The organism is Brachybacterium vulturis (assembly GCF_043641765.1).
Classification (GTDB): domain Bacteria; phylum Actinomycetota; class Actinomycetes; order Actinomycetales; family Dermabacteraceae; genus Brachybacterium; species Brachybacterium vulturis_A.
This window is the reverse complement of the sequence record NZ_JBHZRO010000006.1, coordinates 136,610-151,766: the sequence shown is the minus strand read 5'-3', so window position 1 is coordinate 151,766 and position 15,157 is coordinate 136,610. Positions and strand designations below refer to the sequence as shown.

Below are 15,157 nucleotides of genomic sequence, written 5' to 3'. Positions count from 1 at the left end.
GGCGAAGCGTCGCGCGCCGGGGCGCCTGCGGCTACTGTGAGCAGCAGTGCCGTCATCCCGCCGCGGCACAGGTCCCGAGCGGACAGCCCCGATCCGGCCCGACGCCCCGCGTCGCGCTCGCAGGTCGGCAGGCTCCGCTGCGGTGACAGCGCCGGCCGAGGATCACTGCCCAGTGCAGTGCTGCCCGACGGCGCCCCGGGTGGGATTGCACCACAGAGAACGGATCACCCTTCGTGACCACCCCTGATTTCGCGCGCCTCGGCGTGCCGCCCGTCCTGATCAGCGCCCTGGCGCCTCGGGGCATCGTCGAGCCCACCCCGATCCAGGCCGCGACCCTGCCGGACTCCCTGTCCGGTCGCGACGTGCTGGGCCGCGGCCGCACCGGCTCGGGCAAGACCTACGCCTTCCTGCTGCCGCTGGTGGCCCGCCTGATCGCGCAGCCCCGCCGTCGCGTCGCGCGCCGTCCCCGCTCCCTGATCCTCGCGCCCACCCGCGAGCTCGCCTCGCAGCTCGCCGACTCGCTGCAGCCGCTCGAGGCGGCCACCGATCTGCGCAGCACAGTCGTCTTCGGCGGTGTGGGCCAGAACCCGCAGGTGAAGGCGCTCGCCGGCGGCATCGACGTGCTCGTGGCCTGCCCCGGGCGCCTGCTGGACCTCATGAACCAGGGCCACGTGGACCTCGGCGCGGTCGAGATCACCGTGATCGACGAGGCCGACCACATGGCCGACATGGGCTTCCTGCCGATGGTGCGCAAGATCCTCGCGAAGACCCCGCCGAAGGGCCAGCGGATGCTGTTCTCCGCGACCCTCGATTCCGGGGTGAACAAGCTCGTCAAGGAGTTCCTCCACGAGCCGGTCACCCATTCCGCGGATCCGGCCACGAGCTCGGTCGGCACCATGGAGCACCACGTGCTCGAGGTCTCCCCCGCCACCCGCTTCGACGTGCTGCAGGACCTGGCCGCCGCGCCGGGCCGCACCATCATGTTCACCCGCACCAAGTACGGCGCGAAGAACCTGGCCCGGAAGCTCGCCGCTCGCGGCGTGGACGCGGTGGACCTGCACGGCAACCTCTCCCAGAACGCCCGCACCCGGAACCTCGAGGCCTTCGGCTCCGGCACCGCGACGACGATGGTCTGCACCGACATCGCCGCCCGCGGCATCCATGTGGACGAGGTGGCCCTGGTGGTCCACGCCGATCCGCCCGTCGAGCACAAGGCGTACCTGCACCGCTCGGGCCGCACCGCCCGCGCCGGTGAGTCCGGCACCGTGATCACCGTGCAGGTCCCGGAGCAGAAGCGCGACGTCAGCGATCTGATGCGCAAGGCGGGGATCCGACCCACCCACCACGCCGCGGTGACGGCCGCGAGCCCCGTGCTCGTCGACCTCGCCCCCGGCGAGCGGGTCGAGACCCATGAGCCGCGCCAGCCCGAGCCGCCCGTGGACCAGGCGCGCCTGAACGGCGAGCGCGGCGGCGGCCGCGGTCGTGGTGGCCGTGGCGGTCGCCCGGCCGGTCAGGGCCGTGGTGAGGGCCAGACCTCCCGCGGCGGCCGCCGCGGCGGCGCCCAGTCGGGTCAGCGCGAGCAGGTCGGTGCCGGCAGCGGCTCCCGCTCCGGTGGTCGCGGACGCTCCGGCCAGGGTCGCTCCGGCGGCCGTCAGGGCGGGTCCTCCACCACCTACTCCACCTCGAGCGGGGAGCGCGGCTCCGGCGGACTCGCCGCCCACTCCTCCGGGCGCGGCCGCTGAGCAGGCCCCTCCGGTCTCGACGGGACCCCGGCAGACCTCCCTCGCGGGACGGTCCGCCGGGGTCCCCTCGTCAGCGCAGCTCGCGCTTGAGGATCTTGCCGGTGGAGGTCATCGGCAGCTCCTCGTCGATGACGATCTCCCGCGGGTACTTGAAGTCCGCCATCTGCTCCTGGGCCCAGTCCCGCAGCTGCTCGGAGGTGATCGTGGCGCCCTGCTCGAGGATCACGTGGGCTTTGATCTCCTCACCCAGGCGCTCGTGCGGCACTCCGATGACGGCGACGAGGGAGACCTGCTCATGGGTGAGCAGCACCTCCTCCACCTCCCGCGGATACACGTTGTACCCACCGCGAACGATCATGTCCTTGGCCCGGTCCACGATGAAGTAGAAGCCCTCCTCGTCCCGTCGCCCCAGGTCCCCGGTGCGGAACCAGCCGTCCCGGATCGCGGCGGCGGTCTCCTCGGGGCGGTGCAGGTAGCCCGTCATGATGTTGTGCCCGCGCACCACGATCTCGCCGATCGCGTCGGGCTCGCTGATGCGGGCCCAGTCCGGGTCGGCGGGATCGATGAGGTCCATCTCCACTCCCCAGATGGGCAGCCCGATGGACCCCGGGCGCGGGCGTTCAGCGAGGGAGAAGCTGGCCACCGGCGAGGTCTCGGAGAGGCCGTAGCCCTCCATGATCGAGACGCCGAGCTTGTCCTGGACGCCGCGCAGGATCTCCACCGGCAGCGAGGAGCCGCCGGAGACGCCGAGGCGCAGGTGCTCGGCGAGGTCCCCGACCTCGGCCTCGCCGTCGGTCAGCAGGCGCAGCAGGGCCCACCACATGGTGGGGACGCCGGCGAAGACCGTCACCCGATGGGCCAGCAGCAGATCCAGCGCCTGGCGGGGTTCGAAACGGGGCAGCAGCACCAGCGTGGCACCCGTGGAGAAGCCGGCGTTGAGGTTCACCGTGGCCCCGAAGGTGTGGAACAGCGGCAGGGCGACCAGGTGCACGTCCTCGCCCGGCACGGTGCCGAACAGGCGGTTACAGGTCAGGGCGTTCATCAGCTGGTTGGAGTGGCTGAGCTCGGCACCCTTGGGATGCCCGGTGGTGCCGGAGGTATAGAGCACCACGGCGGTGTCGGTCTCCCGGCGCTGGACCGTCTCGAAGCGGTCGGGGAGCTCCGCGACCGCGCCGGCGAGGGTGGGCACTCCCTCAAAGGGGCTCTCGGCCTGCGGGTCGGCGGTCATGAGCACCACCTGCGGGGGTCGGGCAGCAGCCTTCGCGCCCTCGACGACGAAGCGGCCGATGGGCAGCTCCTCGCTGCCCTCGAACGCGAAGACGACCGCGGCCTCGGCGTCGTCGAGGTAATAGGTCACCTCGCGGGACTTGTTCAGCACGTTCAGCGGCACCACCACCGCCCCGGCCTTGAGGATCCCGAAGTAGACGATCGGGAACTGCGGCAGGTTCGGGCAGCTCAGCGCGACCCGGTCCCCGGGCTCCACCCCGAAGGAGACGAGCAGGTGCGCGACGCGATTGGCGGCGGCGTCCACCTGGGCGTAGGTCAGCGAGGTCTCGCCCAGCACGAGGGCGGGCCGATCGGGGACGGTGCGGGCGCTGTCCTCCAGCACCACGGCGAGGTTGTACATACCAGTCCTTTCCGGACGACGGTGTCACGGAGCCACAGCATAGAGCCGCCCGATCCCGAGGCACTCGGCACTCCGCAGCGGTGACGCCACATCGACACTTCGTTGATTGCGTGAATGACGAAAAATGGGAGAGGATGGCCCCATGACCGCTCCGTCCGCTCCGCCGCCCACCGAACCGCAGCTCGCCGCCGCGGCGGACACCTTCGCGATGCTCGCCAGCCCCGCCCGGCTGCAGCTGGTGTGGCTGCTGAGCTCGGGGCGCTTCGATGTGGGAGAGCTGGCCGCACGGGTGGGGCTCAGCCTGCCCACCACCAGCCAGCATCTGCGCAAGCTCCGGCTGGCGGGCATCGTCTCCGCGACCCGCGAGGGGAGACACAGCTACTACACCGTCGAGGACCCGCACGTGGTCGAGCTGGTCGAGCAGATCTTCGAGCACATCGCCCCCGACGGCTCCCTCGCCCCCGATCCGCCCGCCCCCTCTGCCACCAAGGACTCCCGCGCATGACCTCTCCGGCCCCGACCCTCCCCGACGCCGGTGCGCGCGTCGATCTGCGCAGGTACGCGTGGCTGTCGATCGTGGTCGCGATCCTCACCATCGTCCTGAAGACGAGCGCCTGGGCGATGACGGACTCCGTCGGACTGCTCGCCGACGCCGCGGAGTCGACCGTGAACCTGGTCGCCGCCGTGGTGGCGCTGATCGCCCTGACCGTCGCCGCGCGGCCCGCGACCGAGCGCTTCCTCTACGGGCGTGCGAAGGCCGAGTACTTCTCCGCCGCTATCGAGGGGCTGATGATCTTCGTGGCCGCCGCGGTCATCATGGTCACCGCCGTCGAACGCTTCATCAACCCGCGACCGCTCGAGAACCTCGGCGTGGGACTGCTCATCGTCGTGATCGCCTCGCTGCTCAACGGCGGCGTGGCGCTGGTGCTGCTGCGCGTGGGGAGGACCCACAACTCGATCACCCTGCGGGCCGACGGCACGCACCTGATGACCGACGTCGTCACCAGCGCCGGGATCCTCCTCGGGGTGGGGCTGGTGGCGCTGACCGGCTGGGAGCGGCTCGATGCCGTCGTCGCCTTCGCCGTCGGCGTGAACATCATCGTCACCGGCATCGGACTGCTGCGGGAGTCGCTTTCCGGCCTGCTGGACAAGGCGCTGCCGGACGCGGACCACGAGATCATCACCGAGGTGCTGCGCCGCCGCACCGACGGCACCATCACCTTCCACGGCCTGCAGACCCGCGAGGCCGGACCGCAGAAGTTCATGAACGTGCACGTCCTGGTGCCGGACGAGTGGACGGTCAAGCAGGGCCATGACTACATCGACGGTCTCGAGGACGAGCTGCGCGACTGCCTGCCGGACCTCACCGTGCTCACCCACCTCGAACCGATCTCCGACCCGGCCTCCTATGCGGACATCCCCGAGCAGCACGTGCCGATCCACGGCGACGACCATGACCCGACCCGGCCACCCGAGGAGGCCCCATGACCCGCACCGATCCGACCTCCCCCGAGACCCTCGCCGCCCGGCTGCGCGAGGCACTCGGCGAGGACGCCGTCGTCGCCGCGCCCGAGGCTCGCTACCGCGGGGATCGGGCGGAGCCCGGTGCCCCGGACACCCGGTTCCTGCTGGTGCTCCCCCACGACGTCGAGGGCGTCCGCGCCACCCTCCGCCTCGCCCACGAGACGGGCACCCCGGTGGTGCCGCGCGGTGCCGGCTCCGGCCTCTCCGGGGGCGCGGTCGCGATCGACGGCGGGATCGTGCTGGGACTGGAGCGGCTGACCACGATCCGCGAGATCGACCCCCTGGACGAGATCGCGGTGGTCGAGGCCGGGGTGATCACCGCCGATCTCTCCGCCGCGCTGGCGCCGCTGGGCTTCTTCTACGCCCCGGATCCCGCGAGCGTCGCGATCTCGACCATCGGCGGCACCATCGCCACCAACGCCGGCGGCCTGCACTGCGCGAAGTACGGCGTGACCCGTGAGTCCGTGCTGGCGCTCGAGGTCGTGCTGGCCGACGGCACTCTGCTGCGCACCGGGCACCGCTCGCTCAACGGCGTCACCGGGCTGGACCTCACCCAGCTCCTGGTCGGCTCCGAGGGCACCCTGGCCGTGGTGGTCGCGGCGACCGTGCGGATCCGGCCCGTCCCGGTGGCGCGGTGCACCGTGCTGGCCCGCTTCTCGAGCACCGCGCACGCCGCCGAGGGGGTGAACGCGATCTCCCGCTCCCCGGTGCGTCCGGCCGCGACCGAGCTGCTGGACTCCGGTGCGGTGGCGGACATCGACGCGCACAACGGCTCCTCCCTCGGCAGCGATCCGGACACCTCCGTCGGCACGAGCCACCATCAGCGCCCGCGGAGCTCCGGCGGGGCGGTGCTGCTGCTCGAGCTCGATGGCTACGGCATCCAGGAGCAGGCCGCGGATCTCGTCGACGTCCTCACCGGGGCGGGCGGGAGCGTACAGGTCATCGAGGACGAGGCGGAGGCCGAGCACCTGTGGGAGCTGCGCCGGACCAGCCATGCCGCCGGCGGTGGTCGCAGGCGGCTGAACGAGGATGTGGCGGTGCCGAAGTCCCGCCTGGTCCGGATGCTGACCGCGCTGGAGGAGATCGGCCACCGCCACGGAGTGGCCACCTCGGCCATCGCCCATGCCGGCGACGGCAACCTCCACCCCTCGCTCTCCCTGCCCGGCGTCCCCGAGGATCCCGCCGCCGCGCTGCCGGCTCCGATCCTCGCGGCGGCCGATGAGGTGGTGCGGACAGCCCTGGACCTGGGCGGCACCATCAGCGGGGAGCACGGGATCGGGACCGCCAAGCAGCACTGGCTGGACCTCGAGCTGTCCCCCACCTCACGGAGCCTCCAGCGCCGCCTGAAGCAGGCCTTCGATCCGCGCGGCCTGCTCAACCCCGGCAAGGCCCTCTGAGGGCGGTCCCCGTCGGCGGACCGGTGGCCCTGGCCCTGCTGGTGCTCGGGAACATCCTGCTCAGCCTCGGGGTCCAGGTCGGCTGAGCGCCCGCCGAACGCCGCCGGGCACAGGGATCTTCCCGGGATCGAGGTCGACAAGCTCTCACTCCGCTCGGGACCACGCAGCGGGGTCCCTGGATAGCCTGAACTGTATGAACGCTCCCCATGTGCCGCTGTCGATCCTCGATCTCGTCCCCATCTCCGAAGGCATGACCACCCGGGAGGCGATCAACGCCTCGATGGAGGGGGCGAAGGTCGCCGATCGCCTCGGATACGAGCGGCTCTGGTACGCCGAGCATCACAACACGAACGCCCTCGCGTCGAGCGCGACCTCGCTGCTGATCGACCGGGCGGCCTCGCTGACCGAGCGGATCCGGGTCGGCTCCGGCGGGATCATGCTCCCCAACCATTCCCCGCTCGCGGTCATCGAGCAGTTCGGCTCCCTGGTCCAGTTCCATGGGGACCGCATCGACCTGGGCCTGGGTCGGGCCCCGGGCACCGATCAGCTCACCGCTCAGCTGCTGGCCCGCACCTCCGCGGAGCCGGCCGCCTTCATCGCCGCCGTCGAGCAGATGCGGGACTGGTCCCGCCAGGAGTCCAGCGGCTCCTCACCCATCACGGCGGAGGTCGCCCGCGGCACCGAGGTGCCGATGTGGATCCTGGGCTCGACCGCCAATGGTGCCCGTCTCGCCGCCCAGCTGGGCATGCCGTTCTCCGTCGCCTCCCACTTCGCCCCCTTCCAGTACCTGCACGCGCTGGACGTCTACCGCGAGAACTTCAACCCCGACGCCGACTCCGCACAGATCGCGGCACCCCGCACCATGGTCGGGGTGAACCTGGTGGTCTCCGAGACCGACGAGGAGGCGCAGCGGCAGTTCACGACCCTCCAGCAGATGTTCCTGGGGATCGTGACCGGGCAGCGGCAGAAGATCCAGCCGCCGCGCCCGATCGAGGAGGTCGCCCCGGGCCATCTCCTCTCCCAGATCGATCAGACCCTGTCGATCAGGGCGGTCGGCTCCCCCGCCACCGTGGTGCGCCAGCTGGAGGAGATCGTGGCCGCCACCGGCGCCGACGAGCTTATCCTCACCGGCTACTACTTCGATCCGGCCGATCGCCTGCGCGGCCTCGAGCTGCTGGCCGAGGCCTGGGGTCTCGACCGCGCCGCAGCGGACCCCGCCCCCTGATCTCGGCGCGGCGACCGCCCGGCCCTGGCATGCTGGGGCCATGGCGACGCCGCCTCCTGCCCCGGAACCTGCTCCCCTGCCGGCCACCCCGCGGATCGGTCTGCTGCCGGCCGCGGGGGTCTCGGCTTCCGCCTTCGCGCTGTTCGGGCTGCAGCTGGCGGGCTGGGGCCATGGGCTCCTCGCCCTCAGCCTGCTCGGCGCGCTGCTCATCTCCCGCGAGCTCGCCAAGGACCTGCTGCTCATCGGGCTCGGGATCGCGATCGTCTCCACCACCTCGGTGAAGGCGGATGTGCACTGGGATCGGTTCTTCACGATCGGCACCGTGCTGCTGCTCGCCGTCGCCGTGCCGCTGCTGGTGGACCGGCTGGTCCTGCGACGGCGCGCGATCCGTTTCCCCTGGCTCTCCGGACGGAGATGGAACCGCTGGCAGTGGGGGTACATCATCGCCGTCCCGCTGCTGGGCTGGCTGCTGCTGCCGTTCTACTTCATCACCTCGGGCGCGTACCAGAACTGGCCCCACATCACCGACGCCGGAGAGCTGGGGCGCTTCCTGGTGGGCGTGAACTTCGTGGGCACCTGGGACGAGCTGTTCTTCATCTGCACCTGCTTCGCGCTCCTGCGGCGCCACCTCGGGCTCTGGCCGGCGAACATCCTGCAGGCGATCACCTTCGTGTCGTTCCTGTGGGAGCTCGGCTACCAGGAGTGGGGGCCGCTGCTCACCGTCCCGTTCGCGCTGCTGCAGGGCTGGCTGTTCACGCGGACCGGCTCCCTGCTGTACGTCCTGGTCGTGCATCTGCTCTTCGACGTGGTCGTCTTCCTCGCCATCGTCCATGCGCACAATCCCGGGATGATCCCGATCTTCCTGGTCTGAACCGTCGTCCCGGACGATGCATGGTCGGTGCACCCCTCGACCCCTGTGTGAGCACCCGTTCGGCTCGCCCTCAGCGATCGGCGAGCACGGCTCGGATCGCCTCGAGCGTGGCCGGGACCCCGGTGCGTGCGGCGTCCCGGCGTCGGGCGATCTCGGCCCCGGCCCGGTCCCCGAAGCGTTCGGCGAAGTACTCCTCGAGGGCCGGCAGGGTGCGGGAGTACTGCGTGAGCTCGGTCCCGCCCCCCGCGGCCGGTCGCATCCGGTACCCCCATTCGACACGGCCGGGGCCCACGGACCAGGCGAAGTGCTCGCCCGGGATATCGGCGATGACCTCGGAGGTGGTCTGCCACTCCCGTTCCGTGGTCCGGTTGTAGCCCGTGAAGCGCGCCCCCACGCCTCGCTGCGCACCCTCCCATTCGCAGCGTTCACACTGCTGGCTCCATTCGCCCGTGCGGGTGACGTCGCTGAGCAGCGCGTGCACCTGCTGCGGGGCGGCCGGGACGCTGATCGTCTCCTGGATCTCATAGGTCATGTCCCCATGGTGCCCTGCCCGGCCGGGGCATCCGGGCCCGGCACAGCGACGGGCCCCGACCCTCGGGAGGAGGATCGGGGCCCGTCGAGCGCTCGGGTGCGAGCGGCAGGAGTCAGCCGTGGGGCTGGATCACATCATGCCGCCCATGCCACCCATTCCGCCCATGCCGCCCATGTCGTCGCCACCGCCGGCCGGAGCGGGCTCCGGCTTGTCGGCCACGACGGCCTCGGTGGTGAGGAACAGGCCCGCGATGGACGCCGCGTTCTGCAGCGCGGAGCGGGTGACCTTGACCGGGTCGATGATGCCGGCGGCGACCAGGTCCTCGTACCCGCCGGTGGCGGCGTTCAGGCCCTGACCCACGGGCAGGCCCTTGACCTTCTCCGCCACGACGCCGCCCTCGAGACCGGCGTTGACCGCGATCTGCTTGAGCGGGGCCTCGACGGCGACCTTGACGATGTTCACACCGGTGGCCTCGTCACCCTCGAGGACGAGCTTGCCGAAGGTGTCGGCACCGGCCTGCAGCAGCGCGACGCCGCCACCGGCGACGACGCCCTCGTCCACGGCGGCCTTGGCGTTGCGCACGGCATCCTCGATGCGGTGCTTGCGCTCCTTGAGCTCCACCTCGGTGGCGGCGCCGGCCTTGATGACGGCCACGCCGCCGGCCAGCTTCGCGAGGCGCTCCTGGAGCTTCTCGCGATCGTAGTCCGAGTCGGAGTTCTCGATCTCAGTGCGGATCTGGGACACGCGAGCGGCGATGCGCTCGGCGTCGCCGGAGCCCTCGACCAGGGTGGTCTCGTCCTTGGTGACGACGATCTTGCGCGCCTGGCCCAGCAGCTCGAGACCGGCGGTCTCCAGCTTGAGGCCGACCTCCTCGGAGATGACCTGGCCGCCGGTGAGGATCGCCATGTCCTCGAGCATCGCCTTGCGGCGGTCGCCGAAGCCGGGGGCCTTGACGGCCACGGACTTGAAGGAGCCCTTGAGCTTGTTGACGACGAGGACCGCGAGGGCCTCGCCCTCGACGTCCTCGGCGATGATCGCCAGCGGCTTGCCGGCCTGGATGACCTTCTCCAGCAGCGGCAGCAGGTCCTTGACGGAGGAGACCTTGGAGGACAGCAGGAGGATGTAGGGATCCTCGAGCACGGTCTCCTGGCGGTCGGCGTCGGTGACGAAGTAGGGCGAGATGTACCCCTTGTCGAACCGCATGCCCTCGGTGAGCTCCAGCTCGAGGCCCATGGTGTTGGACTCCTCGACCGTGATCACGCCCTCCTTGCCGACCTTGTCCAGGGCCTCGGCGATGAGCTCGCCGATGGCCGGGTCGGCCGCGGAGATGGCGGCGGTGGCAGCGATCTGCTCCTTGGTCTCGATCGGGTGCGCCTGCGCGAGCAGGGTCTCCGAGACCGCGGCCACGGCCTGGTCGATGCCGCGCTTGAGCGCGATCGGGTTGGCGCCGGCGGCGACGTTGCGCAGGCCCTCCTTGACCAGTGCCTGGGCGAGGACGGTGGCGGTGGTGGTGCCGTCGCCCGCGATGTCGTCGGTCTTCTTGGCGACCTCCTTCACCAGCTCGGCGCCGATCTTCTCGTAGGGATCGTCGAGTTCGATCTCCTTGGCGATCGACACGCCGTCGTTGGTGATGGTGGGGGCGCCCCAGGACTTCTCGAGCACGACGTTGCGGCCCTTGGGGCCGAGGGTGACCTTGACGGCGTCGGCGAGCTGGTTCATTCCCCGCTCGAGGCCGCGCCGGGCCTCCTCGTCGTAAGAGATGAGCTTGGCCATGATGGAATCTCTCCCGTGTGGTGTGGTGTCCACCCGACCCTGTGCCCGCGACGGACGAGCGCCACCACCGTGTTCATGTCCCACGGTGACGACACCCTCACGGGGCCGGAATGTTCGTGGTCGGCGCGGCGGCGGACCGCCGGCCGATCATGCCATCGGGAGCGTGAGCTCGGCGCGCAGGGCGCTGTCACTCTCGTTGCCCGAGTGCCAGATCATCATAAGCACTCGAAGGCCGAGAGTGCTAACTCTGCGCTCCGGGCGGACAGCCGCGAGGCGCTCAGCCCTCGTCGCCGCCCTCGTCGCCCTCACCGGGCAGCTCGACCGCCAGGTACGTCACCGGCGCGCTGTACTCGTCGCTCTGGCGGGCCTCACCGGCGCCGACCTCCGCGGCGAGGGCCTGCGCGGTCTCCGCATCCTCCTCGTCGCGGTAGAAGACCACCGGCTCCTCCTGGAAGTTGTCCGCCGTGGCGACGCTCACATCGTCCCAGCCGTCCTCCTCGAGGGTGTCCCGCCAGGTGCCGGCCAGACCGCCCTGCCCGCCGGCGTTGACCACGAGCAGCGGGGTGGACTTGTCGGCCTCCGGGGCCGGCTCTTCCGTGGGCTCGCCCTCGGCCTCCTCGGCGGAGGTCTCGGCCGCCTCGCTCTCGGAGGCGGCAGCGGTGGTGGGGTCATCGGCGCGATCGTCGCCGGTGCCCCCCATGCTCCCGATGAAGAAGAGGAGCACCACCAGCAGCACCACCGCGGCGCCGATGATGATGATGTACAGCAGGTTCTCCCGCCAGAAGGGCAGCTCGGCGCGGTGGGCGCCGTGGAAGGACACGGCGTCCGCCTCATCGTCGAATCGGTCCGGGGGGTACGGATACTGGGAATCAGCCACGGGCCCATTAAACCTGCTCGGCAGGATCTGGGTGGAGAGCACACGCCCAGGAACCGGGTGCTCAGGCCACGCGGTGGTCCCCGCCGGCCGTCGCCCCGCCCGATTCGGAGGTGCGGCGACCGCGCAGCCGGTGCACGAGGGACGGGGCGGCGCGCAGTGCGGCCGGCTCGTCGAGCAGGGCGTTCAGCCGCACGAAGTAGGCGACCTTGGAGATGCCGAGCTCTTCGCGGATGGCCCGCTCCTTGGCCCCGACATAGCGGAAGGTGCGGCCCTCCAGGGCGAGGATCAGGCGGTCACGCTCGCTGAGGTCGTCCGGCGCGGCGACGCCCGGGCCCTCGGCCGCTCCCGCCGGCGCCTGCTCGCGCGGGGCGCGGGCAGCGGAGGAGTCAGGACCGGGGGGCATGTGTCCAGGGTACGGGGCCCGGAGCCGCTCCGTCCGCGGCGCGCCGCCCTTCGGCGCGGATGGGAGACTGGCGGCATGCCGCACCTGCCGACCGAGACGCTCGCCGCCGACTGGGCCCGGGCCCTGGCCCCCGTCGAGGACCGCCTGGCCGGGATCGAGGAGTTCCTCCGCGCGGAGGCTGCGGCCGGGCGGGGCTGCCTGCCCGCTCGTGAGCAGGTGCTGCGGGCCTTCTCCCGCCCGCTCTCCGAGGTGCGGGTGCTGATCGTCGGCCAGGACCCGTATCCCACCCCCGGCCATCCGATCGGGCTCTCCTTCGCGGTGGAGCGCGACGTGCGCCCGCTCCCCCGCTCGCTCGGCAACATCTTCACCGAGCTCGAGAGCGACCTCGGTCTCCCTCGCCCCCCGCACGGGGACCTCAGCGCGTGGCAGGACCAGGGCGTGCTGCTGCTGAACCGGGTGCTCACGGTCGCCCCCGGGGCGCCGGCCTCGCACCGCCGGCGCGGCTGGGAGGAGTTCACCGAGCACGCCCTGCGGGCGCTGGTCTCGCGGGGCGGCCCTCTGGTGGCGATCCTGTGGGGCCGCGACGCGCAATCGCTGATCCCGCTGCTGGGCGAGGTCCCGCACCTCGCGAGCCCCCATCCCAGTCCGCTGTCCGCCTCCCGCGGGTTCTTCGGCTCCCGGCCGTTCTCCGGCGCGAACGCGCTGCTCGAGCAGCAGGGCGGGGCCCCGATCGACTGGCGGCTGCCCGCCTGATCCCGGGCGGCCGCGACGGAGGAGCCTGCTCCCGGCTGCGCGCTCCGGGGCGGACCCTGCGGTGCGACCGCAGCACGGGCTCCGTGAGATGCCTCCGCCGCCACCGCACCGCTCGGGGACCCGATGTGTCATTCTCGGGGGTCTGCAGTCGCCCCGGGCCCGAGGCCCCGGTTCGACGCGCCGACGGGGTGCAACCCCGCCGGCGGCACTTGACGAAGGGAGACCCCGGTGGCAGAGCCCCGCTCAGCAGCCCAGGAGGCCGGTGATCCGAGCACCAGCCCCGAACGCCTCCTCGCGCTCACCGAGAAGCATCCTCAGCTCCATCGGCTGATCGTGCTGAACCCGTCATGCCCCGAGGTGGCGCGGCAATGGATCCTGGCGACGAACCCGTGGGCCAGGCGCGCCCATGACGAGGCCCACGGGGAGCACTCCGCCGCCGAAGCGGACGAGGAGCTGGGCACCGAGGCGCCCGAGGCCGGGGATCCCGGCGCCGAGGAGCACGACGAGGGCTCCGTCTGGGGCGATCTCGGGACCGGTTCCGCCGCCTCCGTGGCCGACACCGCCCCGCAGGAGATCCCGGAGCCGGCCCCGACCTCCACGGTGCGGATCGCCGAGGACTCCGCCGTGGTCCCGCTCGGCTCGCCGTCCGGGGCGCCCGCCGCCGCCTGGACCTATGACGCCCCACCCGCCCCGGGAGCGCATCCCCCCGCCGCCACTCCCGGCGTCGGCATCCCGCCCACGGAGAGCGTCCCGCCCACGGAGGGCACCCCGGACCAGGACGACGGCTCCCGCAGCGGGCGCCGCGCCTGGTACGCCTGCGGCGGCTGCCTGCTGCTCGCGCTGGTGCTGGTGGTCGTCATGGCGCTGGTGGGCCGTGCCTGGCTCACCGGCGACGACGAGGAGTACCAGCGGGACAGCTCCACCACTGCGGAGGAGGAGTCCCCCTCCGCACAGCCGACGGAGGAGCCCACGGAGCAGGAGACCACCCCGGACCCCGTCTCCCCCGCCCCCGAGGACGCGCGCGAGATGACCGAGCTGCGCTCCCCCACCGGGAACATCTCCTGCCTGCTGGAGGAGGACTCGGTGTCCTGCTCCGTCCTGGAGCACGACTACAGCGGCAGCGGTGTCGAGGGCTGCGAGGCCGGACCGTTCTCGATCACGGTCGCCGAGGGGGATCCCGCGCGCGCCTGCGGCTCGTCCTTCCTCAGCGAGGAAGGCACGACCCTCGAGTACGGCGACAGCGCGAGCTTTGGGAACATGGCCTGCACCAGCCGCTTCGACGGCATGACCTGCTGGAACACCCTCACCGGCAAGGGCTTCATGGTGAATCGGGCGACGTACGAGACGTTCTGACCCCGGCTGACGTCGCCATCGTCGTCAATTCCCGCTGCGCCGCGGAACAGCCTCTCCCCGGACCTCATCAGAAGTGATGTTCTCCCAGGTGAGGGGCTGTTTCTTCGAGCTGGAGACGGGAATCGAACCCGCAACCACCTGTTTACAAGACAGGTGCGCTACCGTTGCGCCACTCCAGCGAGCGGGACCGGCCGACGGATCGGCCGGCCCCGGCAAGTGTAGGTCAGCCTTCGCCGCCGTCGGACGGTGCCGCACCGCCGGCGGCCAGCACGGCCTCCCGCAGCGCACCGGGCTGGCTCCAGGTCTCGGCCTCGAGGGGCGTGCCGTCGATCTCGATGTACGGGGTGCCGCCGCCGTTCTCGGCGCCGTAGGGGTCTGCCACCCGCTGCACCCACGGCGCGTACGTGCCCGCGCTCATGCACGACTGGACCGCCTCGGAGGCGCCGGCCTCCTGCGCGTATCCCCAGATCTCCTCGTCCGTGAGCCCGGCAGAGCCCTCGGCGGGCTGGTTGGCGAACATCAGCTCCTGGAAGGCCATGACGTTGTCGGGGTCGTCCTCGTAGACGCACACCATGGCGGCGGCCGCACGGGTGGAGTAGTCGCCCGTGGTGGACTGGGGATCCAGGAAGTTGCGCGGCACCAGGTGCAGCGTCATCTCCTCCTCCGCGACCATCGTCGCGAGATCCTCCCCGTTGATCTCCTCGAACTGCCCGCAGAAGGGGCACATGAAGTCCAGGTGGAGCTCCACCACGGGCTTCCCGGAGTCCGCGGGAGCCCCGAGCACGAGATACGGCTGGTCCGCGCTCATGCCCTCTGGCACCGCGACCGGGCCCGCGGGTCTCGTCGCCTGGTACACGAAGTACCCGGCGGTGGCGACGATCGCCACCGCGACCACGGTGATGACGGCGATCACGACGGTGCGCACGGTGCGCTGGCGAGAGAGCTCGGCCTGGCGCTGCTTGCGCAGCGCCTCCCGCTGCGCTTCGCGACGCTCCTGTGCTGACTTGGACGGACCGGACGCGGCCATGGGATCTCCTCGCCCCGGAAGGGCTGCGGTGGGTGACGGGTCGGGGACGAGTT

At 71.7% G+C, this 15,157-nt stretch carries 14 protein-coding genes and 1 tRNA gene; 8 read left to right on the top strand and 7 right to left on the bottom strand.

The genetic code is table 11. The features are described 5' to 3' along the window. Positions 1–233 precede the first annotated feature (233 nt). Positions 234–1,742: a DEAD/DEAH box helicase gene (locus tag ACHUEU_RS06645; protein ID WP_394215119.1), complete on the top strand. Its 1,509-nt coding sequence runs from the start codon at positions 234–236 to the stop codon at positions 1,740–1,742. 70 nt (positions 1,743–1,812) lie between these two features. Here the strand turns inward: ACHUEU_RS06645 and ACHUEU_RS06640 are convergent, their stop codons facing one another. Continuing rightward, on the bottom strand, positions 1,813–3,369 hold the full coding sequence (locus ACHUEU_RS06640; protein ID WP_394215118.1) for a long-chain-fatty-acid--CoA ligase: 1,557 nt from the start codon (positions 3,367–3,369) through the stop codon (positions 1,813–1,815). 142 nt (positions 3,370–3,511) lie between these two features. Between ACHUEU_RS06640 and ACHUEU_RS06635 the strand changes: the two genes are divergently transcribed. From ACHUEU_RS06635 to ACHUEU_RS06615, 5 genes are all read left to right on the top strand, one after another. After that, positions 3,512–3,874, top strand: coding sequence for an ArsR/SmtB family transcription factor (locus ACHUEU_RS06635; RefSeq protein ID WP_394215117.1), 363 nt, complete (start codon positions 3,512–3,514; stop codon positions 3,872–3,874). Further along, positions 3,871–4,857 carry a cation diffusion facilitator family transporter gene (locus ACHUEU_RS06630; protein ID WP_394215116.1) on the top strand — a complete coding sequence of 329 codons (987 nt, stop codon included), beginning with the start codon at positions 3,871–3,873 and terminating at the stop codon, positions 4,855–4,857. The genes ACHUEU_RS06635 and ACHUEU_RS06630 overlap by 4 nt, the downstream gene beginning before the upstream one ends. Beyond that, the gene (locus ACHUEU_RS06625) at positions 4,854–6,290 is read left to right on the top strand and encodes an FAD-binding oxidoreductase (protein WP_394215115.1); all 1,437 of its coding nucleotides are present in this window, start codon (positions 4,854–4,856) and stop codon (positions 6,288–6,290) included. The genes ACHUEU_RS06630 and ACHUEU_RS06625 overlap by 4 nt, the downstream gene beginning before the upstream one ends. Before the next feature lie 193 nt (positions 6,291–6,483). After that, entirely contained in the window at positions 6,484–7,515 is a 1,032-nt protein-coding gene (locus ACHUEU_RS06620) for an LLM class flavin-dependent oxidoreductase (protein ID WP_394215114.1), read from the top strand. Positions 7,516–7,555: 40 nt separating this feature from the next. Beyond that, entirely contained in the window at positions 7,556–8,386 is an 831-nt protein-coding gene (locus ACHUEU_RS06615; protein ID WP_394215113.1) for a CPBP family glutamic-type intramembrane protease, read from the top strand. A 70-nt stretch (positions 8,387–8,456) separates the two neighbouring features. Here ACHUEU_RS06615 and ACHUEU_RS06610 read toward each other — a convergent pair whose 3' ends face one another. From ACHUEU_RS06610 to ACHUEU_RS06595, 4 genes are all read right to left on the bottom strand, one after another. Further along, positions 8,457–8,918 carry an SRPBCC family protein gene (locus tag ACHUEU_RS06610; RefSeq protein ID WP_394215111.1) on the bottom strand — a complete coding sequence of 154 codons (462 nt, stop codon included), beginning with the start codon at positions 8,916–8,918 and terminating at the stop codon, positions 8,457–8,459. A gap of 129 nt (positions 8,919–9,047) precedes the next feature. Further along, complete coding sequence (gene groL / locus ACHUEU_RS06605) at positions 9,048–10,691, bottom strand: chaperonin GroEL (protein ID WP_394215110.1); 1,644 nt, start codon at positions 10,689–10,691, stop codon at positions 9,048–9,050. Between the two features lie 277 nt (positions 10,692–10,968). Continuing rightward, positions 10,969–11,568 (bottom strand): LytR C-terminal domain-containing protein, encoded by a 600-nt coding sequence (locus tag ACHUEU_RS06600; RefSeq protein ID WP_394215109.1) that lies wholly within the window; start codon positions 11,566–11,568, stop codon positions 10,969–10,971. A gap of 61 nt (positions 11,569–11,629) precedes the next feature. Then, positions 11,630–11,971, bottom strand: coding sequence for a DUF3263 domain-containing protein (locus ACHUEU_RS06595; protein ID WP_394215108.1), 342 nt, complete (start codon positions 11,969–11,971; stop codon positions 11,630–11,632). A gap of 75 nt (positions 11,972–12,046) precedes the next feature. Here ACHUEU_RS06595 and ACHUEU_RS06590 point away from each other — a divergent pair, with 75 nt between their 5' ends. Continuing rightward, the gene (locus ACHUEU_RS06590; RefSeq protein WP_394215107.1) at positions 12,047–12,724 is read left to right on the top strand and encodes a uracil-DNA glycosylase; all 678 of its coding nucleotides are present in this window, start codon (positions 12,047–12,049) and stop codon (positions 12,722–12,724) included. Positions 12,725–12,952: 228 nt separating this feature from the next. Further along, complete coding sequence (locus ACHUEU_RS06585; protein WP_394215106.1) at positions 12,953–14,077, top strand: variant leucine-rich repeat-containing protein; 1,125 nt, start codon at positions 12,953–12,955, stop codon at positions 14,075–14,077. A 107-nt stretch (positions 14,078–14,184) separates the two neighbouring features. On the opposite strand, the gene ACHUEU_RS06580 is transcribed toward ACHUEU_RS06585, so the two are convergent. Together ACHUEU_RS06580 and ACHUEU_RS06575 are read right to left on the bottom strand one after the other, a co-directional pair. Continuing rightward, a tRNA-Thr gene (locus tag ACHUEU_RS06580) sits at positions 14,185–14,256 on the bottom strand. A 44-nt stretch (positions 14,257–14,300) separates the two neighbouring features. Continuing rightward, positions 14,301–15,104 (bottom strand): DsbA family protein, encoded by an 804-nt coding sequence (locus tag ACHUEU_RS06575; RefSeq protein WP_394215105.1) that lies wholly within the window; start codon positions 15,102–15,104, stop codon positions 14,301–14,303. Positions 15,105–15,157 lie beyond the last annotated feature (53 nt).